The organism is Flavobacterium xueshanense, assembly GCF_900112975.1.
Lineage (GTDB): Bacteria > Bacteroidota > Bacteroidia > Flavobacteriales > Flavobacteriaceae > Flavobacterium > Flavobacterium xueshanense.
Genome location: NZ_FONQ01000025.1, coordinates 1 through 19,300 on the forward strand (window position 1 = coordinate 1; position 19,300 = coordinate 19,300).

Consider the following 19,300-nt stretch of genomic DNA (forward strand, 5'->3'; position numbering starts at 1 on the left):
GGCAATGTCTATAGCAACATTTAAGACATGTACTTTTTCTTTTTCCTTAGAAAGTAGTGATTCTAGCTCTTTTATTCGTTGTTCTGGAGTATTCTTTTGTGACATAGATGGTAATTCTTTCCAATCTAAGATACTATGTTTTCGCATCCAAACCAAAACAGTGCTTCTACCTTGAATTCCATACTTTTTTTGAGCTTGTTTATAGGTTAACTCGCCTTTTTCTACTTCGGCAACTACTTGTAATTTAAAAGCTAGGCTGTAATCTCGTTGACTACGTTTTTGTCTTTGCGGGGATTGTGATTCCATAAATTAAGTTGTTTGAGTGACAACCTATTTCAGGACGGGACAATGTAAATAAAAAAAGCTCTCGAATATTGAGAGCTTTTTTATGCATTATTTTTTCTTCTGCTGTGCTTTTTGAGCTTCGGCTTGTTCCATAACTTCTTGCAGTTTTTTCTGGAATTTACCTTGTTTCTTCGGCTCTTTCAATTTATTCTCTTGTATTTGAGTATGAATTTTATCACTATCGATAAAGTATCTTTTGATGACAATCATAATTCCAATAGTAATTAGATTCGAAATAAAGTTATACAAACTCAATCCAGCACCATAACTATTAAAGAAAAACAACATCATTATTGGCGAAACATAAATCATGATTTTCATCATCTTAGCCATATCAGGCATCCCTTCTTGTTGCGGAGCAGCCATTTGTTGGTCACCAGAAGTCATTTTCATATAGAAGAAAATAGCAATCGAGGCAAGTACAGGAAACAAACTGATGTGATTTCCGTAAAAAGGAATATAAAAAGGTAATCTTATAACTTCGTCAAAAGAAGATAAATCATCTGCCCAGAGGAAGCTTTTTTGTCTCAACTCAAAAGCCGAAGGGAAAAATTGAAACGATGCATACATAAATGGCAATTGAATCAAAGCCGGAATACAACCTGCCATGGGATTCACACCCGCTTTATTGTACAACTTCATTGTTTCCTGTTGCTTTTTCATTGGGTCTTTTTTGAATTTTTCTCCCAATTCTGTTATTTCAGGACGCAATACTTTCATCTTGGCTTGTGACAAGAATGATTTGAAGGTAATAGGCGACATTGCGATTTTAATCAAAATCGTAAAAACAATAATCGCAATTCCGTAAGCAATGTAAGAACTTAAAAATCCGAATAATGGAATAAAAATAAACTTATTGATCCATCCGAAAATCCCCCAACCTAACGATATAATTTTTTCAAGATTTAGATCGTATGCTTTTAATGTTTTGTAATCAGTTGGACCAAAATACCAACTCATTTTGTGGTCTAATTCTCCATTTGTGAAAGCCAAAGGAATATTAGCTTTGAATTGTTTTGTAAAAATAGTATCAATTTTATCATCTATAACTAAGTTATCAGACTTCACTTTAGCGGCTTCCAAAGGTGTCTTTGATAAAAGAATTGTAGAGAAAAAATGTTGTTTGAAAGCAATAAAAGTTGCTTTTTGCAAATCAGATTCTTCTGTTTGACCTAAACCGGCATAATCGATTTTCCCATCTTCATGTTCAAAATAGATTTCAGTGTAACGATTTTCATAAGATACACTTTTCTCATTTCTGTAGGTTTTCAAATTCCATTCTAAATCCAATGGTTTTGCCGTATTCAATACTTTATTCAACCCTTGGGAACGGATATCAAAACCAATCATATAATCGTTTGGCTTCAAAATGTATTTGTATTCCAAAAATTCATTAGCTCCCGCTTTCAATTTCATCGACAATACTTGATCTGCTCCTATTTTTGTTAACGTAGGTTCAAAATACAGATCTTTAGAATTTAAAGTACGGTTATCGCTAGTCAGCAATTGCACGTTTAAATTGGCATTGTTGTCTTTTATCAATTGAACTAATTGTCCGGAACCTTTCTTGAACTTTTCAAATTGTTTCAAAGTAGCTTCCACAATATAGCCTCCTTTATTAGCAATTGTAAGTTTTACTAAATCATTTTCGATAGTAGTAACACCTGCTTTCGCAGAAGGTAATGTAGCAGAATAGGCAAAATTCCCCAACGTTTTTTGCAATTGTGCCAGCTGAGTTGAATCTCCAGTTGCAGCAACCGCAATAGTAGCTTTTGCAACAGTTTTTGCCTCTAACTCCTTAGTTTTTGCTTCTCTAATCAACAACTCTTTTTGTACTTTTTCAGCTGCAACGACTTTCGTGTCAGGTTGATTTTGGTACATGATAAAAACCAAAATACCAAAAATTAATGCAAAACCGATAATCGAATTGAGGTCAAATTTTTTTTGTTCCATTATTATATTTAAAAAAGTTTAATCTATTAGTATGAAGTTTAATGAATTGTTTCAAAAAACAACAACTATTTTTTCTTTGCCTGAACGGCTGCTGCTACAAAATTCACAAAAATAGGATGCGGATTCGCTACCGTACTTTTGTATTCCGGATGGTATTGTACCCCAATAAAAAACGGATGATTTTCTATTTCTATAATCTCCACCAATCCGGTATCAGGATTTACTCCCGAAGCTATTAATCCTGCGTTTTGTAATTGCGCAACGTAATTGCTATTATATTCATAACGGTGACGGTGACGCTCCGAAATAGTTTCTTTTCCGTATATTTTATAGGCCAATGAATCTTTTTTGATATCACATTTCCATGCACCAAGACGCATTGTCCCACCTTTATCAGTTACTGTTTTTTGCTCTTCCATAAGATTTACCACCGGATGCGCAGTGTGTTCATTCATTTCGGTAGAATTAGCATCCGCATAACCCAGAATATTTCTTGAATATTCTATGATTGCCATTTGCATTCCCAAACAAATTCCGAAAAACGGCACTTTATTTTCACGGGCATATTGCACTGCTGCAATTTTCCCCTCAATTCCTCTTTCTCCAAAACCCGGAGCAACCAGAATTCCGTCTAAACCAGAAAATTTCTCGCTAATATTGTTGGCATCGATGTGTTCTGAATGAATCGAAATCACATTTACTTTCGTTTCATTTGCAGCTCCTGCATGAATAAACGCTTCCAAAATAGATTTATAGCAATCCTGCATTTCTACATATTTCCCAACCAAACCGATATTCACGGTATGTTTCGGATTTTTTAACCTTCGCAAAAAGGTATTCCAGTTTTTTAAATCCGGAGCCGCTTTTTTAGGCAAATCTAATTTTTTCAATGCAACAACATCAAGTCCTTCTTCCAACATTAAATTAGGAACTTCATAAATCGTGGAAGCATCGATGGACTGAATAACAGCTTCTCTTTTTACATTACAAAACAAAGCCAGTTTATTACGTAATTCCTCAGAAATTTCGTGTTCTGTTCTGCACACTAAAATATCAGCTTTTATTCCGCTTTCCATCAAGGTTTTTACGGAATGCTGTGTCGGTTTTGTTTTTAACTCGCCTGCGGCAGCCAAATACGGCACCAAAGTAAGGTGAATTACAATTCCGTTATGTTCTCCCAATTCCCAAACCAATTGACGAACCGATTCTATATAAGGTAAGGATTCAATATCTCCTACCGTTCCACCAATTTCAGTGATGACAATATCATAATCGCCGGAATTCCCCAACAATTGCATTCTTTCCTTGATTTCATTGGTAATATGTGGCACAACTTGTACCGTTTTACCAAGAAATTCTCCTCTTCTTTCTTTTTCAATAACCGAAAGATATATTCTTCCAGTGGTCACATTATTCGCCTGAGAAGTAGGAACATTTAAGAAACGTTCGTAATGTCCTAAATCCAAATCCGTTTCAGCACCATCATCGGTCACATAACATTCTCCATGTTCATAAGGATTTAGTGTCCCTGGATCTACATTAATGTACGGGTCAAACTTTTGGATGGTTGTACGGTATCCTCTTGCTTGTAACAATTTTGCCAACGAAGCTGCAATGATTCCTTTTCCTAAAGAAGAAGTCACACCACCGGTAACAAAAATATATTTCGTTTGATTCATTCTGTTGTTATTTGTGTTGTAGTTGTGTAAAAAAACGTCGCAAAAGTACAAATTTAATTGGACTATTAGAATATTAGACTGTTAGATTTTCAGACTCTTTTTAGACTAAAAAAAAGTAAAATCTAATTCTTAAAAAATATAAGAAGTTCAAGAAAGTCTATCTTATGGTTTTGGGTATCGTTTTTTTATATTCCGAATTAACTCTTCCAGACCGTTGAGTTTTAATTCGTAAATTAATTTTAATTGCTCCCCTAATTCTCCTTTTGGAAATCCTTTATTGCTATACCATACAATATAATATTCCGGAATATCAATAAGAAACCAACCTTCGTATTTACCAAAAGGCATTTTGGTATGGGCAAGCTTGATAAGTTGTTTTTGGTTTTGATCCATTTTATAATAAAAATGAAGCAAGAGACAAGAACCATAAATCAATTATGTTTCTTGTCTCTTGCTTCCAAAGACTAATTATTTCCAGTTAAAAAGTATGCGTTTGTCGATTTCAGGATGTAAACTCAAAAAAACGGGACAGGTCATCGCTGCTCTTTCCAGTATTATTCTGTTTTTTATATTAACCGTTCCATACATCTCAAAAGCAATTTCTATTGCGCCGATACGTCTAGGTTCTGCATTCATAATTTTAATCACTTCTGCAGTAGAACCTTTTAAATCAAGCTCCATATCCCGGGCTTTAATCCCCATTATGGTCATCATGCAAGTTGCTAAAGCATTGGCTACAGTATCTGTTGGAGAAAAAGCCTCGCCTTTCCCATTATTATCCACCGGAGCATCCGAAAGAATTTCGGTACCAGATTGTAAATGAATCGAAGAAGTTCTTAAATCGCCTAAATACGTCACTATTGATGTCATTACTCTGCTACTTTTATGGTTAAATCCGTATCATAATACAAAATATAGATTCCTTTATTGGTGTAACCACCATCCTCTTTTTTATAAAACTCGAATTTGTTGTCTATTTGTTCCGTTGCTGTTGCATCAATTGTTTCCTGATATTTTTTATCTTGTGATAATCGCAACATCGTATCAAAAGTAATATCAAATCCGCGAGTGGCAAATATACTTGGGTAAATTTTATTTTTCTTTCTAAATTCTTTTTCAAAAATCAAAGCTTCCTGAGATTTATTTTCACGAGTAACGGAAGGATACATTAATTTCAATTTGGTTAAATTCAGAAAATTAATCTCATCGGTATCCAATGTTTCATTAGGTTCCAGAATAACCAGCTGCACATTATAAGTCGCCATAGCACTCAACATAGCCGCTATTGTTGATTTGATCATTCCAGTATTTCCTGTTTCCATTACGACATAGTTTATCTTGTCTTTTACAAATAAACTTTTCAAATTTTCAGCAGAAACACCACCGTTTGCAGTAAGTGTTGAAAATCGCACATCCTTATGATTTTCTTTGATAAACTGAATAACGGAACCTTTTTTCTTATCAACGACCGCTACTATATTACCGCCTTTTGAACGCATGTAATCAAACATGGCATTTTTGACTGCTTCAGGTGCGGGAATAGATTGGAAAATATTAGCGTATGAAACTCCTAAATCTTTTGACAAAGGTGAAATTACAGGCACTTGATTTGGCAACAATATTTCGGCTGCTTTTTCAACATTGCTCTGATAGAAAGGTCCGATGATAGCATCTGAATCTTCCAAATCATTGTTTTTTATTAAGTAAGCCACATTCGAACTGCTTTTTGTTTCCTGCGAATCGAATATATTCACATCAATATCAAGTCCTAAAGTTTTAGCAGAATCAATGGCCATCAAGGCTCCGGCATAAAAATCTAAAGTCATGTTCAGGAATTTATCCTTTTTCAGGCGCATTGCCATCGAATTAACGGTGTCGCCTTCAATTTTTGAAACATTAAAAGGCAACAAAAGCGTTAATTTTTTTCTGGAATTACCATAAGTGTTTTTTGATAATTCCGTATATTCTTTTTTAGCTTCCTGAGAAAATACAATTGTTGCAGGAACTTTTAAAACCATACCTTCAATAACACCCTCGGACAAAAGAGGATTTAGAGCAATTAATTCCTCTTGTGTTATACCCACCATTTTAGACAAGCTGTATAACGTTTCTTTTGGTTTTACCACATAATTCAAATAATTCGTGGCAACAGTATTCTTAATTGGCGCTGTAACTACAATTTCTTTTTTAGGTTCAACAGCTACTACAGTTTTATCTGCTTTTAGAGCCACACCTTTAATCAATAATTTGAATCCTTCCGGTAAATTTGACACCACTTCCGGATTCTTACGTTCTAATTCTTCAATGGTAATTCCGTATTGCTTCGCGATTGAATACTTGGTTTCTTTAGGGAGTACATAATGATAAACTACTTTTTCCGTAATTGAAGTATTATTTTTTAAAACAGCATTGGACGAAATCGTTAGTATTTGTCCTATTTGCAAGCCGTCTTTTTCAAGAAACGGATTGGCTTGCTTCAAAGCTTCATCCGAAACTCCATACTTCTTTTCGATACCATACAAAGTTTCTTTAGGTGCCACTAGATGGGTTACCGTTGCAGTTCCTTTTTTTGACTGAACATTGATTGCTTTTTTTGAAGAGCTATTTGGGATTAGTAGAATACTATTTGGTTTCAGACCACTTTGTGCATCTGGATTCAATTGGTAAATATCAAATGGAGTAACCTTGTATTTCTGTGCAATCTGATTGATTGTTTCCCCTTTTTCTACCTTGTGTGTTGTTGTTTTTCCTTGTGAAAAAACACTGTAATTGAACCACAAAGTAGTCATACAAATCGCAAAAAAATATTTCATCGCTTTTATTTATAAATTATTTAAATCTTTAATAAAGTAACGGTATCAAATTTTATTCCAAAAATCTGATACCGTTTATGTAAAGAACATTCTAAAATGATGTTTAAAAAATATAAAAATCTACCGTATTATTCCCACTCAATTGTTGCAGGCGGTTTTGAACTGATATCATATACCACTCGATTGACTCCTTTTACTTTATTAATAATATCATTAGAAACCTTCATCAAGAATTCATAAGGTAAATGTACCCAGTCAGCGGTCATACCATCCGTAGATTCTACGGCGCGTAATGCAATCACTTTTTCGTAAGTACGCTCATCACCCATAACCCCAACACTATTTACAGGAAGTAAAATAGCGCCGGCTTGCCATACTTTATCATACAATCCCCAAGATTTCAATCCATCAATAAAAACAGCATCTACATCTTGTAAAATTTGCACTTTTTCCGGTGTAATGTCCCCTAAAATACGAATCGATAATCCAGGTCCCGGGAAAGGATGTCTTCCTAATAATTCAGGATCAATTCCTAATGAAGCTCCTACTCTGCGTACTTCATCTTTAAAAAGCATGCGAAGCGGTTCTACAATTTTCAATTTCATATAATCCGGCAAGCCGCCCACATTATGATGCGATTTGATTGTTGCAGAAGGACCTTTTACAGAAACGGATTCAATAACGTCCGGATAAATAGTTCCTTGCGCAAGCCATTTTACATCTTCGATAAGGTGAGATTCATCATCAAAAACTTCGATAAATACACGTCCGATAATTTTACGTTTGGTTTCCGGGTCACTTACACCTGCTAATTCAGATAAGAAACGATCACCTGCATCAACTCCTTTTACGTTCAAACCCATTCCTTTGTATTGATTCAATACATTTTGGAATTCGTTTTTTCGAAGCAAACCGTTATTTACGAAAACACAGTATAGATTTTTTCCAATAGCTTGATGTAATAAAACTGCCGCCACGGTAGAATCTACTCCTCCAGATAGTCCAAGAACCACCTTATCGTCTTGTAATTTTTCTTTCAGTTCGGCTACCATTTCTTCAACAAAAGCATTTGGTGTAAAGTTTTGAGGAACTTCCGCAATTTTCACTAAAAAGTTTTCCAGCATTTTTGATCCATCAGTAGAATGGAAAACTTCAGGATGGTATTGAATCGCATAAGTTGTTTCACCTTCAATTTTGTAAGCGGCAAATTCCACATCGTGCGTACTTGCTAGTTTTACTCCATTGGTTGGCAATACTTTGACACTATCGCTATGACTCATCCAAACTTGGCTGTTTTCAGAAACACCTTCAAAGAAAACTTCATTCTCTTTTATATAAGATAAGTTAGCTCTACCATATTCTCTTGTATTTGAAGCCGCTACTTCACCTCCACTAAAATGGGATAAATATTGCGCACCATAACATACGGCCAGCATAGGAAGCTTTCCTCTAATTTGAGACAAATCTGGATGTGGCGCATCTTCTGCTCTAACAGAAAAAGGGCTTCCTCCAAGAATTACTGCTTTATAAGATGATAAATCACTCGGAAAATGATTGTAAGGGAAGATTTCGCAGAATATATTTAATTCGCGAACTCTACGCGCAATAAGCTGTGTGTATTGCGATCCGAAATCTAAAATAAGTACGTTGTGTTGCATGCGCAAAAATACTTTTTATATTTTGAATTGGAAAATTGAATTTTGAAAAATATTTATTTTCTTTTAAGCTGTTGAAATAATTTCTCTCGTGTATTTAAAAGACCCGCAGTCTTGTAGGTCAAATTTGGATTTATCCTGAAATTAGGTTTACAATATAAAAGAGTACATTTGCAGACCTAATAATCTACTAAAAAACAAAAAGATGAAAACAAAAAATTATATAGCCGTTGCAATTTTTGGATTGATAGCTGTTTCATGCAGCGTAATTGATGATTTATTGACCTTTTCAATAGACAATCAAACTACTTTTACTATACCATCAGGATTTCCTGTGAATACCGCTTTAGAATTTGTGACACCAGATATTCCATCTAATTCCAGTACGGTATTTGAAAATAACAATACCAATGCAGAATTAGTTAAAGATGTAAAATTGAAAGAAATGAAATTGACGGTAACAAATCCAGCCAATAAATCATTCTCATTTTTGAAATCAATACACATCTACATTTCTACAAATAACACTGATGAAATTGAATTGGCATTTTTAGATGATATTAATTCTACTTCAAGTACTTTAAATCTAACCTGTACAACTGCGAAATTAGATAAATATGTTAAAGCTCCCAGTTTTAAATTAAGAACAAAAGCAATAACCAAAGAAACGATAACCCAAGATGTATCTGTAAAAGCAGATATAAAATTTCAAGTTACCGCAGATCCTTTTTAGGAAACACCGAATCATAATAAAAAACCGTTGAATGTAAATATTACATTCAACGGTTTTTTTTATTCTCTGTAAGCGTGTATTTATTCTTTTACCAAGATTATAGTAGCTTTGAAACCAGTTCCAAGATTCCACTGACTGGCTGATATCAGTGAGCCCTTGTCATCGTACACTTTAAATTCAGCTGTATTAGGTCCCGAACTTCCTTGATTTAATGCTTCAAAATCTATTTTGTTAAACCCTTTTTCTAATACGATTTCAAAACCTTTAAAATCATTATCTAAGTTTACTTGATACTGAATAACTTTATCATTCAAATATACCCTGATTTGGTCGCCATCTACATAAGCCGCATCGCGATACATTACTTTAGCAGTAACGGAACCTGTTGCGAAATTACCTAAATTTTGATTCTTTCTATATACATAACCATCCTTATTTTCTTCTTTTTTGTTCCACTTATCTTTATAAACGTCTCCAGGATTAATAAACTCGTTTTTCGGAGTCATAGAGAAATTATTTGCTGGCGTAGTCGGAAGCGAAGGACTTGGATTCGGGTTGAATATTTCCGGATTTTTAAATACGTTTGGTGTATTTATTGGAGGAATATCAACTTTAGGCGGAATTGTTTTTTTTATTTTTGGTGCGTTATTTTTAGGTGGAATCGCTTTAAATTTTGAACTAAATTCGTTTTGGGCATATCCGCTCAAAGACATGCTGATGGTAATCATTAAAAATAAAATCCTTTTCATAACTTTCTAAATTAGTTTATTCGGTGCTCATAAAAATTTTAAAAATAAAAAACCAATTGTATTTATTCAAAAATCAGGCAACAATTTAACTTTCATTTACAACTCCAAAATTTGAATTTTATTACATTTCTAAAGATAAAACAGCTAAAATTTCCCTGATTAAATTTAAACTTTTTTAATCCAAAATCTGTATTTTTATTTCACGTTTTTTTTTTAACTTGCAAATAGTATGCCATACTAAAAATTGTATTTTTATTGCGCAACACTATTAAAAAACTACTAAAATGAAAAGAGAAAACATATTGACCGGTTCGCCTTGGGAAGACAAAATGGGATACTGCAGAGCGGTACGCATCGGAAATACTATCGAAGTATCCGGTACGGTTGCGATTGTTGATGGCGAAAAAGTAAAAGCGGATGATGCGTATGCGCAAACAATAAACATACTGGAACGCGTGCAGGTGGTTCTTGAAGACTTAAAAGTAAGCATGGAAGACGTCATCAGAACCCGAATATTTACTACTGACATTACCACATTTGAAGACGTAGCCAAAGCTCATGCTCAATTTTTTAAAGACATAAAACCTACTACCGGTTTTTATGAAATTAGTAAACTGGTAGCTCCTGAATATTTAGTCGAAATTGAATTTACCGCAATTGCCCCCGAAAAACCATTGATTCAGGGAGGATTATAATACTTTTGCAAAAACACTTTGCCCATTTCAGTAATGAATTCAGAGAAAACTAAAAAAACTTCATCGCCTCAATATAAATGGTTTTTAATCTGCATTTTAATAGGTGTTGTTTCCGGATCAGCATCCGCTTTTTTCCTCGTAGCTTTAGAGTGGGTTACCCAAATCAGGGAAAAGAATAATTGGATCATTTGGCTTTTGCCAATCGGCGGCTTGTTAATAGGATTGGGCTATCATTATTGGGGAAAATCAGTTGTCAAAGGAAATAATTTATTGCTGGAAGAATACGAAAATCCACAGAAAATAATTCCGTTAAAAATGGCTCCTCTGATCTTTTTCGGAACTTTAATCACCCATCTTTTTGGTGGTTCAGCCGGTCGTGAAGGAACAGCCGTACAAATGGGCGGCGCCATTGCAGACCAGTTTACAAAACTATTTCAGCTTGACGCATCCGAAAGAAAAACGATACTCATTTTGGGAATCAGCGCCGGATTTGCTTCCATTTTTGGAACTCCTTTAGCAGGAGCATTATTCGCTTTGGAAGTTGTTTATTTTAGTAAAATCAATTTTAAAACTATCCTATTATCTTTTTTTGTTGCCTACATCGCTTATTTCACGGTGGAACTTTGGCAGGTAAAACACACGCATTATGCTATTCTTTTTGTGCCAGAGATTAGTTTCATGACTTTATTTTGGGTACTTCTCGCAAGTATTTTATTTGGCTTAGCCGCCATGCTTTTTTCCAGAAGCACTCATTTTTGGGGTCATTTATTTTCAAAAACCATATCGTTTTCCCCGCTTCGCCCATTTGTAGGAGGATGCATTATAGCCTTGGCGGTATACTTTATTGGAACCACAAAATACATTGGTCTTGGAATTCCTATGATTGTTGATGCGTTTTCGAACCCAAATACTTCCTATGATTTCTTATTGAAAATACTTTTTACGGGATTTACACTCGGTGCGGGATTTAAAGGTGGTGAGGTCACGCCATTATTCTTTGTTGGAGCCACTTTGGGAAGTACTTTATCACTTATCGTTCCCTTACCAATAGCACTTTTGGCAGGAATGGGATTTGTGGCTGTTTTTTCGGGAGCCACCCATACGCCTATTGCCTGTACGGTTATGGGAATGGAACTTTTCGGGATCGAAAGCGGTATTTTCATTGGTTTAGCGTGCACCATTGCTTACCTTTCTTCGGGATCCGTAGGGATTTATAATGCCCAAATTGTAAGAGGCGCAAAATTCCATTTGTATCAGAAATTGAAAAGAAAAAATACCGACTTTTTATAACATTCTAAAACTTTGTTAATTGTTTAAATGTTTTCAACATTACACTAAAAAAATGTAATTTCGCAGACTATGAAAATACAAGACATACAAGCGATACAGTTGTTATTAGCAACTCCAAAAAAGATTGCCATAATCCCACACAGAGGTCCTGACGGAGACGCCATGGGTTCTACACTGGGTTTGTATCATTTTTTATTAAAAAACAAGCATCATCCTGTCGTGGTTTCTCCAAATGAATTTCCGGATTTTCTGGCTTGGATGCCAGGTGCAGAAACCGTTAAAATATTTGAAAAAGACAAACAAAACTGCACAAAAATTCTTGAAGAGGCAGAACTTATTTTTACATTAGACTTTAATGCTTTGCATCGCACGGGCGAAATGGAACACGTTTTAGCCAAGCTTAAAGCTCCTTTTGTAATGATAGACCATCATCAAAAACCAGATGATTATGCTGTGGTCACCTACTCTGATACTTCGTTTGGATCTACCTGTGAAATGCTTTATAATTTCATTTCATTTCTTGGAAAAAAAGAAGATATCGATAAAACCATCGGAACCTGCATTTATACCGGAATTCTAACTGATTCCGGATCGTTTCGTTTCCCAAAAACTACCGGAACAACCCATAGAATTGTGGCTGAACTAATTGATTTAGGTGTTGAAAACACGGAAATCCCAAGTTTATTATTTGACAATAGTTCTTTTGGACGATTACAAATATTGGGAAGAGCGCTTCAGAACATGATTGTAATCACGGAACATAAAACGGCTTACACCACGCTGACTCAGGATGAACTGAATTCGTTTGACTACGTAAAAGGAGATACCGAAGGAATTGTAAACTACGGATTAAGTATCAAAGGAATTGTTTTTACTGCTATATTTATAGAAAATAAAGAAGAAAAAATAATTAAGATTTCATTCCGTTCCCAAGGCGATTTTGATGTCAATCAATTTGCAAGAGATCATTTTAATGGTGGTGGACATCGCAATGCTGCCGGAGGAAAATCAGAGGCTTCGATGGAAGAAACAAAAAAGAAATTTGAAGATTTAGTAACCAATTTAAGCATCTAATTTTATGAAAAATAGCAAGCAAATCGCCATTGTATTTTTTATGTTGCTCTTAATTTCCAGCTGCAAACAGCAACAGGATGCCAGAAGACCGATATCTCAAGCATCCGGGAGTTTCATGAAGAAATCCATTGCCCGCAATAAAAAATTAGTTGCCACCGAGGAAACGAAAATTCAGACTTTGATCAAAAGCAATCCTAATGTCGTTTATCTGGCATCGAAAAAAGGATATTGGTATTCATATGTAACACGAAATGAAATCGATACGCTTACGCCAAAAAAAGGAGATGTCGCTTTTTTTGATTACGAAATCAAAGATTTAAAGGGAACCATTATCTATTCTGAATTGGAATTAAGACCGCAAATTTATTACGTGGACAAACAAAATATAATGATGGGCTTGCGCGACGGGATTAAGTTGATGCGCAAAAACGAGAAGGTCAACTTTCTTTTTCCATCGAATATGGGATATGGATATCATGGCGATGACAAAAAAATTGGGACTAACCAACCTTTAATCTGCACCGTAACGCTTCGTGATTTCAAATCGGAGGCGGTGTATAAAAAAGAAAGTCAATTGAAAGTAAAAACACCTGCTGTTGCTCCACCCGTTAAATTAGAAACACCTGCCGTCATTAAAACTACGGACACTATAACTCAATAAAATAATTTAGAAATGAAAAAAAAGATTCTATTCGCATTCCTGGTAATCGCCTCATTTTATTCTTGTAAAGAAGAATACAACAATCTTCCGGACGGTTTATATGCTAAAATCGAAACCAATAAAGGCGACATTATAGTACAATTAGATTTTGAAAAAGCGCCAATTACTGTAGCAAATTATGTTGCCCTGGCCGAAGGAAAAAATGAATTTGTAACCAATGAAAATCTTAAAAACAAACCCTTTTTTGACGGCTTAAAATTCCACAGAGTCATCAAAGATTTCATGATACAAACGGGGGACCCGCTTGGAACGGGTTCTGGAGATACCGGATATAAGTTTAAAGATGAATTCTCAGATTTGAGATTTGACAAAGGTGGAGTTTTGGCTATGGCCAATAACGGACCAACAACCAATAGCAGTCAATTTTTTATCACACACCTTGCAACGCCTTGGCTGGACGGAAAACACACGATTTTTGGTCATGTAGTCGAAAAAGGAATGGATGTGGTCAACAAAATTGAACAAAACGATTACATCAATAAAGTAATCATTATCAGAAATGGCGGAGCTGCGAAGAAATTCGACGCCGTAAAAATATTCAATGATTATTTTGCTGTGGAGTCTGAAAATCAAAAGAAAAAAGCTGCCGTTGATGCTGAAAATAAAAGAGTATACAACGAAAAATACAAAGAAGTTCGCGAACAAAAAGTAGCTTATTTTGCTGATTTAAAAACGAAATCGACAAAAACTCCTAGCGGATTACAATACGTGATCACCCAAAAAAGCGGTGGTAAAAAACCAGCTAATGGCGCCAATGTTTTCATTCACTACGCTGGTTTTCTGGAAGACGGAGAATTATTTGATGCCAGTATCGAAAATGTGGCTAAAACGTTTGGTAAATATGATGAAAACAGAGCTGCGCAAAACGGGTACCAACCCATCCCTTTTCAAGCCGGCAAAAAAGATGGCATGATTCCTGGTTTCATTGAAGGACTGGAGCAATTATCTTTTGGCGACAAAGCCGTGATTTTCATTCCATCCCGTTTAGGATACGGAGCAGCGGGCGCTGGAGGCGTAATTCCACCCAATGCGAATATCATTTTTGAAATCGAATTATTAGAAAAAATGCCCCAATAATATTTAAAAAAATAAGCCTTTAAATTAGTACAACATGAAATTTAAAATTCTGTTTTTATTATTCCTGGGAATGGTCAACGTACATTCTCAAACGATCAAGAAATCCGTTCCTACCAAAAAGCCGGCAACAAGTGTCAAAGCTACTGTAAAAACACCTGTGAAGCCTACCGTAAAAACTCCTGTAGTAATTGAGGGGATTTTTGCAACAATTGCAACTAACAAAGGAGACATTGTGCTTGAATTAGAATACAAAAAAACACCTGTAACAGTTGCTAACTTCATTGCATTGGCCGAAGGAAAAAATACCTTTGTAACTGATGACAAGCTAAAAGGAAAACCTTTTTTTGATGGTTTAAAATTTCACCGTGTCATCAAAGACTTCATGATTCAAGGAGGAGATCCTTCCGGAAATGGTTCTGGCGGTCCAGGCTATGCGTTCAAAGATGAATTCACCGACTTGAAACACAGCAAGCCCGGAATCCTTTCTATGGCTAATTCCGGACCCACTACCAATGGAAGCCAATTTTTCATTACCCACAAAGAAACGCCTTGGTTAGACGGTAAACACACCATTTTTGGTCACGTTACAGCGGGAATGAATATTGTAAACTCCATTGCACAAAACGATGTAATCACTAAGATTACCATCGTAAGAAAAGGCGCTTTAGCCAAAAAATTTGATGCCCCAAAAGTGTTCGCTGATTATTTCAACAATAAATCCGAAGACCAAAAGAAAATATCCTCAATTATCGCAGCAAAAAAAGCATATTTAGCCGCGACTAAAGCCACTGCAACCACCACTCCATCCGGATTAGCGTACAAAATAACTGAAAAAGGAACTGGAGTAAAACCCGCGAAAGGAGCGACATTTTATTTTCATTATGCCGGTTATTTCGAGGACGGAACGCTATTTGACAGCAGTTATGAAGAGGTGAATAAAGTTTACGGAAAATTTGATGCAAACCGTGCCGCTCAAAACGGATATCAAGCATTCCCTTTTGAAGCCGGGAAAAAAGAAGGTATGATTCCCGGATTTATTGAAGGACTGGATAATATGGCTTTTGGCGACAAAGCCGTGGTTTTTATTCCATCAAATCTGGCGTATGGAGAAAGAGGCGCCGGCGGCGTTATTCCGCCTAACACAACACTTGTTTTCGAATTGGAAATGCTGGAAAAACAGCCCGCTCCAAAACAATAAAACTCAAAAAGAATGCAATAAAAAAACCCAACAGACTTCAAAATCTGTTGGGTTTCTTTTTACAATTTATACGTTGAGAATCCTGACTGCCTTACTAGAAAGCGGCGATTATCCGTTTCGTCCGCGTCATCAGCATTCCATTTTCAATTATTTCTTTCCAAATTTCCAGTCAAATTCGTCTTTTTGATTGATAATTGCCCCAATCTCAAATTTTACCACTTCATCAAATTCGGTTTGAAAAATAATCCAGTTTTCTTCGTTGAAATAATTTTCGAACGTGTCAAACTCTTCCTGAGTAAATTTAATAATTCCTTTAGTGGCTAAATCTTTTTTGACCTCACTGATTTTTCTATTAATTATTTTATACCCAAACAACTCGAGTTCCTGGCTAGATGCTACAATATATCCCAATTTAAAATCTTCCTCCACATAGAACGTCAAACGCATTTTTAATCTATTGTAAGCAAAAATCACATTGTCATCCTCGTCCTTATAATTTCGGTCTGGTTTCCCGTAAATTGCGGTAACATCATTTTGTTTCATTCCGAAAATGAGCTTATCAATTCCGTTTTTTGGATTTATTTTCATATTCATTTATTTGACTGCAAAGTTCGCAAAGTTTTTCGCAAAGTCCACTATTTTTTATCTTTAAAAATAAATGGATAACAAAAACCACTACTGATTCTACTATTCACAATTTGGGCGTGACCCGCTGAAAAAGCGGGTCGGGCTATCCGCTGCAATCTTTTATTCCGCTGCGCTTCATAAAAGGATTTTCACTGCAAACGAAGTTCACTGAACTCCTATGAAAAATATCAAAAAAGTGAAGTAATCCCTCACGCTAAACAACGGTTATCTAACATGATACATTGCTGTAACAAAAACTATTTATAAAATAATTAGTATCTTTCAATCTCAAAATCAACACAATATGACTTGGGCAGCAAAACTGATAAAACACAATAGCGAAAATAGAATTGCCGTTTATTTTAAAAAAAATCAAGACCTGATTGCCAGGATCAAACAAATAGAAGGTGCACGATGGAGCCAGCAAAAAACGGTTTGGCACCTCCCGCACACATTAGAAAACAGAGTGCGTTTCAACATAGCGCCCCCGGCAAATTCGCTCCCTTCAAGCGAAGGAGTAGCACAAATCGAAAAATTCAAACAATGGATGCGTTCTAAACGGTATAGTGAAAGTACCATTACTACCTATAGCGAAGCCTTGAAATCTTTCCTGATCTTCTATCGAGAAAAACCAGTTGCGGCTATTACTAATGAGGATGTAATTATCTACAACAATGAGTATATTTTAAAAAATAAGCTTTCCTCCTCTTACCAAAACCAGATTGTCAACGCTATTAAATTATTCTTTACAATCATTCGAGAAACCAAAATTGAAATAGATAAAATACACCGACCAAAACGATCTAACCTTTTACCCAATGTATTAAGCAAAGAAGAAATAAAATTGATATTAAACGCTCATAGTAACATCAAACATAAAATGATGCTTTCATTGATTTATAGTTGTGGCCTGCGTTGTGGCGAATTATTGGCTCTCCAGCCCGTTCACATAGATTCGATGCGGAATATTGTATTGCTTAAAAATTCAAAAGGCAAAAAAGATAGGATAGTCCCATTGAGTCCAAAAATTTTAGAAATGCTACGGAATTACTACAAAATATACAAACCAAAAACTTATTTATTTGAAGGGCAAACAATCGGATTACAATATGATGCGCGAAGTTTGCAACTAATATTGAAACAAGCGTTACAAAAAACAGGAATTATAAAGCCAGTCACTTCGCACTGGCTTAGACACAGTTACGCCACTCATTTATTAGAAAGCGGTACTGATTTACGATACATTCAAGAATTATTAGGGCATAATAGTAGTAAAACCACTGAAATATAAACCCATGTGAGTACGAAAAGTATTCAACAAATAAAAAGCCCTTTTGATGATTTGTAAGAAAATTTTAATATATTTGAAAAGACATAAAGCGAAACAAACCTTCGCCAATCTACCCATATTTGGGTGTATATACGAAAGTTTGTTTCGCCTATATACTAGTTGGCGGTCAGTTTCGCGCCGAACGAGACGTAATGAAACTAACCAAAATAATTTTAAAAATTAAAAGTAAAAATTACAAATTAAGAAAAATGAAACACTTAAAAATAATTATACTTTTACTCTATTCGATTTTGTCAAATGGGCAAGAAAATTATTCTGAACTAAAGAATCAATTATCTGAAATTGAAAATTACACTAAATTTATTGATAGCACTTCAAAAGAACATAAAGAAGGAATTGCTGAAGGTCCAATTATTTATAAAAATTTGTTCAGAAAAAATGGTGGTTGGGATGCGTATTATTTAAGCGATAATGGAAATAATCCTTTGAGAATTAAATATAGCCAAACTGGATTTAAAACAGTAGAAACTTACAAACTGTATTATAAAAATAGTAAACTTATTTATGCAGAATTTGTTGAAGAATATTTAAATAAAAAAAGTAAAACCAATCAAACTAGATTTTATTTCCAAAATGGAAATTTAATTAATCAAACAAATATAGAAACTTCAAATTTAGATTTAAACGAACTTTTGAGAGAAGAAAAACGAATAAAAGAGTATTACTATAAAAAGTAGTGTTAAATATAAAACCGAACCGCCAACACACGCTACAAGCAATTTGGGCATTTGGCTTAATGGAAAAATTGGTTTGTATTTGGAAGATTTGGCAAATCCGAAAGATATCGCTGATTTAGCCCGAAACTCCTTGTAGCGCGGGAACGTCAAACTGTCTAATAACCTTCTTTTCGATTGCTTATATTTTTTGTATTAAAAATCTTTCAAATAACTTGCGCAACTCATTGATTTTTTGTACATTTAAGTATGAAATTTATCAACGGAACCAACAGAAACCAACTCCCGCTTTTTGCCTCATCGATAGATGATGCCATATGGAAAGACAACGAAATCAGGCTCATTGACCTTTTTGTAGAGAGTTTAAAACTTCCTGATTTTGGATTTACTTTCGATTTTGTCGAAAACGGAAGACCTGCTTATCATCCTTCGGATTTGCTTAAACTCTTTATTTACGGGTATCTCAATCGCATGCGTTCCTCCAGAACTCTGGAGAAAGAATGCAGTCGGAACATTGAGCTCATGTGGCTTTTGAAGGGACTCGTTCCTGATCATAATACCATTGCTAATTTTCGCAAAAACAATCCCAAAGCTATTGCTCGCGTTTTTCGTGCAACGGTAAAACTCGCCGCTCACTTTGAACTCATTGGCGGAAGCCTTGTCGCT

At 35.1% G+C, this 19,300-nt stretch carries 19 protein-coding genes; 10 read left to right on the top strand and 9 right to left on the bottom strand.

The window, feature by feature from the left end:
- The 7 genes from BMZ76_RS16265 to guaA form a co-directional block, all read right to left on the bottom strand.
- On the bottom strand, window positions 1-306 hold a 306-nt coding region (locus BMZ76_RS16265; RefSeq protein WP_244281814.1), incomplete at its 3' end, for a helix-turn-helix domain-containing protein.
- Between the two features lie 87 nt (window positions 307-393).
- Window positions 394-2,298, bottom strand: coding sequence for a membrane protein insertase YidC (gene yidC, locus BMZ76_RS15360; protein ID WP_091209123.1), 1,905 nt, complete (start codon window positions 2,296-2,298; stop codon window positions 394-396).
- A 65-nt stretch (window positions 2,299-2,363) separates the two neighbouring features.
- On the bottom strand, window positions 2,364-3,977 hold the full coding sequence (locus BMZ76_RS15365; RefSeq protein ID WP_091171867.1) for a CTP synthase: 1,614 nt from the start codon (window positions 3,975-3,977) through the stop codon (window positions 2,364-2,366).
- Window positions 3,978-4,139: 162 nt separating this feature from the next.
- Window positions 4,140-4,370, bottom strand: coding sequence for a DUF3820 family protein (locus tag BMZ76_RS15370; protein ID WP_091209127.1), 231 nt, complete (start codon window positions 4,368-4,370; stop codon window positions 4,140-4,142).
- Between the two features lie 75 nt (window positions 4,371-4,445).
- Window positions 4,446-4,847: an OsmC family protein gene (locus BMZ76_RS15375; RefSeq protein WP_091209131.1), complete on the bottom strand. Its 402-nt coding sequence runs from the start codon at window positions 4,845-4,847 to the stop codon at window positions 4,446-4,448.
- A complete protein-coding gene (locus BMZ76_RS15380; RefSeq protein WP_091209135.1) occupies window positions 4,847-6,790 on the bottom strand; it encodes a PBP1 and LysM peptidoglycan-binding domain-containing protein in 1,944 nt (647 codons plus the stop codon). The genes BMZ76_RS15375 and BMZ76_RS15380 overlap by 1 nt, the downstream gene beginning before the upstream one ends.
- A gap of 128 nt (window positions 6,791-6,918) precedes the next feature.
- Window positions 6,919-8,448, bottom strand: coding sequence for a glutamine-hydrolyzing GMP synthase (gene guaA, locus BMZ76_RS15385; protein ID WP_091209139.1), 1,530 nt, complete (start codon window positions 8,446-8,448; stop codon window positions 6,919-6,921).
- 202 nt (window positions 8,449-8,650) lie between these two features.
- Here guaA and BMZ76_RS15390 point away from each other — a divergent pair, with 202 nt between their 5' ends.
- On the top strand, window positions 8,651-9,178 hold the full coding sequence (locus BMZ76_RS15390) for a hypothetical protein (protein WP_091209143.1): 528 nt from the start codon (window positions 8,651-8,653) through the stop codon (window positions 9,176-9,178).
- A gap of 80 nt (window positions 9,179-9,258) precedes the next feature.
- On the opposite strand, the gene BMZ76_RS15395 is transcribed toward BMZ76_RS15390, so the two are convergent.
- Window positions 9,259-9,927: a hypothetical protein gene (locus tag BMZ76_RS15395; protein ID WP_091209148.1), complete on the bottom strand. Its 669-nt coding sequence runs from the start codon at window positions 9,925-9,927 to the stop codon at window positions 9,259-9,261.
- Between the two features lie 284 nt (window positions 9,928-10,211).
- On the opposite strand from BMZ76_RS15395, the gene BMZ76_RS15400 reads away from it, so the two are divergent.
- The 6 genes from BMZ76_RS15400 to BMZ76_RS15425 all read left to right on the top strand — a co-directional run bounded on the left by BMZ76_RS15400 (window position 10,212) and on the right by BMZ76_RS15425 (window position 15,982).
- Entirely contained in the window at window positions 10,212-10,622 is a 411-nt protein-coding gene (locus tag BMZ76_RS15400; protein ID WP_091209152.1) for a RidA family protein, read from the top strand.
- A 33-nt stretch (window positions 10,623-10,655) separates the two neighbouring features.
- A complete protein-coding gene (locus tag BMZ76_RS15405) occupies window positions 10,656-11,912 on the top strand; it encodes a voltage-gated chloride channel family protein (RefSeq protein WP_091209155.1) in 1,257 nt (418 codons plus the stop codon).
- A gap of 69 nt (window positions 11,913-11,981) precedes the next feature.
- Entirely contained in the window at window positions 11,982-12,986 is a 1,005-nt protein-coding gene (locus BMZ76_RS15410; RefSeq protein WP_091209159.1) for a DHH family phosphoesterase, read from the top strand.
- A gap of 4 nt (window positions 12,987-12,990) precedes the next feature.
- Window positions 12,991-13,647 (top strand): gliding motility-associated peptidyl-prolyl isomerase GldI, encoded by a 657-nt coding sequence (gene gldI, locus BMZ76_RS15415; protein ID WP_091209162.1) that lies wholly within the window; start codon window positions 12,991-12,993, stop codon window positions 13,645-13,647.
- Between the two features lie 12 nt (window positions 13,648-13,659).
- Entirely contained in the window at window positions 13,660-14,784 is a 1,125-nt protein-coding gene (locus BMZ76_RS15420) for a peptidylprolyl isomerase (protein WP_091209165.1), read from the top strand.
- 34 nt (window positions 14,785-14,818) lie between these two features.
- Complete coding sequence (locus BMZ76_RS15425) at window positions 14,819-15,982, top strand: peptidylprolyl isomerase (RefSeq protein WP_091209168.1); 1,164 nt, start codon at window positions 14,819-14,821, stop codon at window positions 15,980-15,982.
- 147 nt (window positions 15,983-16,129) lie between these two features.
- Here the strand turns inward: BMZ76_RS15425 and BMZ76_RS15430 are convergent, their stop codons facing one another.
- On the bottom strand, window positions 16,130-16,570 hold the full coding sequence (locus BMZ76_RS15430; protein ID WP_091209171.1) for a hypothetical protein: 441 nt from the start codon (window positions 16,568-16,570) through the stop codon (window positions 16,130-16,132).
- 343 nt (window positions 16,571-16,913) lie between these two features.
- On the opposite strand from BMZ76_RS15430, the gene BMZ76_RS15435 reads away from it, so the two are divergent.
- The 3 genes from BMZ76_RS15435 to BMZ76_RS15445 form a co-directional block, all read left to right on the top strand.
- Window positions 16,914-17,900: a tyrosine-type recombinase/integrase gene (locus BMZ76_RS15435; protein WP_091209174.1), complete on the top strand. Its 987-nt coding sequence runs from the start codon at window positions 16,914-16,916 to the stop codon at window positions 17,898-17,900.
- Window positions 17,901-18,148: 248 nt separating this feature from the next.
- The gene (locus BMZ76_RS15440; RefSeq protein ID WP_143071111.1) at window positions 18,149-18,637 is read left to right on the top strand and encodes a hypothetical protein; all 489 of its coding nucleotides are present in this window, start codon (window positions 18,149-18,151) and stop codon (window positions 18,635-18,637) included.
- Between the two features lie 246 nt (window positions 18,638-18,883).
- Window positions 18,884-19,300: transposase (locus BMZ76_RS15445; RefSeq protein ID WP_143071112.1), on the top strand; the 417-nt coding region annotated here is incomplete at its 3' end.

Coding starts and splice junctions, on each gene's coding strand:
- BMZ76_RS15430 (WP_091209171.1), bottom strand. CDS start 16,570: ATGAAAATAAATCCAAAAAACGGAATTGATAAGCTCATTTTCGGAATG.
- BMZ76_RS15390 (WP_091209143.1), top strand. CDS start 8,651: ATGAAAACAAAAAATTATATAGCCGTTGCAATTTTTGGATTGATAGCT.
- BMZ76_RS15420 (WP_091209165.1), top strand. CDS start 13,660: ATGAAAAAAAAGATTCTATTCGCATTCCTGGTAATCGCCTCATTTTAT.
- yidC (WP_091209123.1), bottom strand. CDS start 2,298: ATGGAACAAAAAAAATTTGACCTCAATTCGATTATCGGTTTTGCATTA.
- BMZ76_RS15405 (WP_091209155.1), top strand. CDS start 10,656: ATGAATTCAGAGAAAACTAAAAAAACTTCATCGCCTCAATATAAATGG.
- gldI (WP_091209162.1), top strand. CDS start 12,991: ATGAAAAATAGCAAGCAAATCGCCATTGTATTTTTTATGTTGCTCTTA.
- guaA (WP_091209139.1), bottom strand. CDS start 8,448: ATGCAACACAACGTACTTATTTTAGATTTCGGATCGCAATACACACAG.
- BMZ76_RS15400 (WP_091209152.1), top strand. CDS start 10,212: ATGAAAAGAGAAAACATATTGACCGGTTCGCCTTGGGAAGACAAAATG.
- BMZ76_RS15435 (WP_091209174.1), top strand. CDS start 16,914: ATGACTTGGGCAGCAAAACTGATAAAACACAATAGCGAAAATAGAATT.
- BMZ76_RS15395 (WP_091209148.1), bottom strand. CDS start 9,927: ATGAAAAGGATTTTATTTTTAATGATTACCATCAGCATGTCTTTGAGC.
- BMZ76_RS15375 (WP_091209131.1), bottom strand. CDS start 4,847: ATGACATCAATAGTGACGTATTTAGGCGATTTAAGAACTTCTTCGATT.
- BMZ76_RS15380 (WP_091209135.1), bottom strand. CDS start 6,790: ATGAAATATTTTTTTGCGATTTGTATGACTACTTTGTGGTTCAATTAC.
- BMZ76_RS15370 (WP_091209127.1), bottom strand. CDS start 4,370: ATGGATCAAAACCAAAAACAACTTATCAAGCTTGCCCATACCAAAATG.
- BMZ76_RS15365 (WP_091171867.1), bottom strand. CDS start 3,977: ATGAATCAAACGAAATATATTTTTGTTACCGGTGGTGTGACTTCTTCT.
- BMZ76_RS15425 (WP_091209168.1), top strand. CDS start 14,819: ATGAAATTTAAAATTCTGTTTTTATTATTCCTGGGAATGGTCAACGTA.
- BMZ76_RS15440 (WP_143071111.1), top strand. CDS start 18,149: ATGAAACACTTAAAAATAATTATACTTTTACTCTATTCGATTTTGTCA.
- BMZ76_RS15410 (WP_091209159.1), top strand. CDS start 11,982: ATGAAAATACAAGACATACAAGCGATACAGTTGTTATTAGCAACTCCA.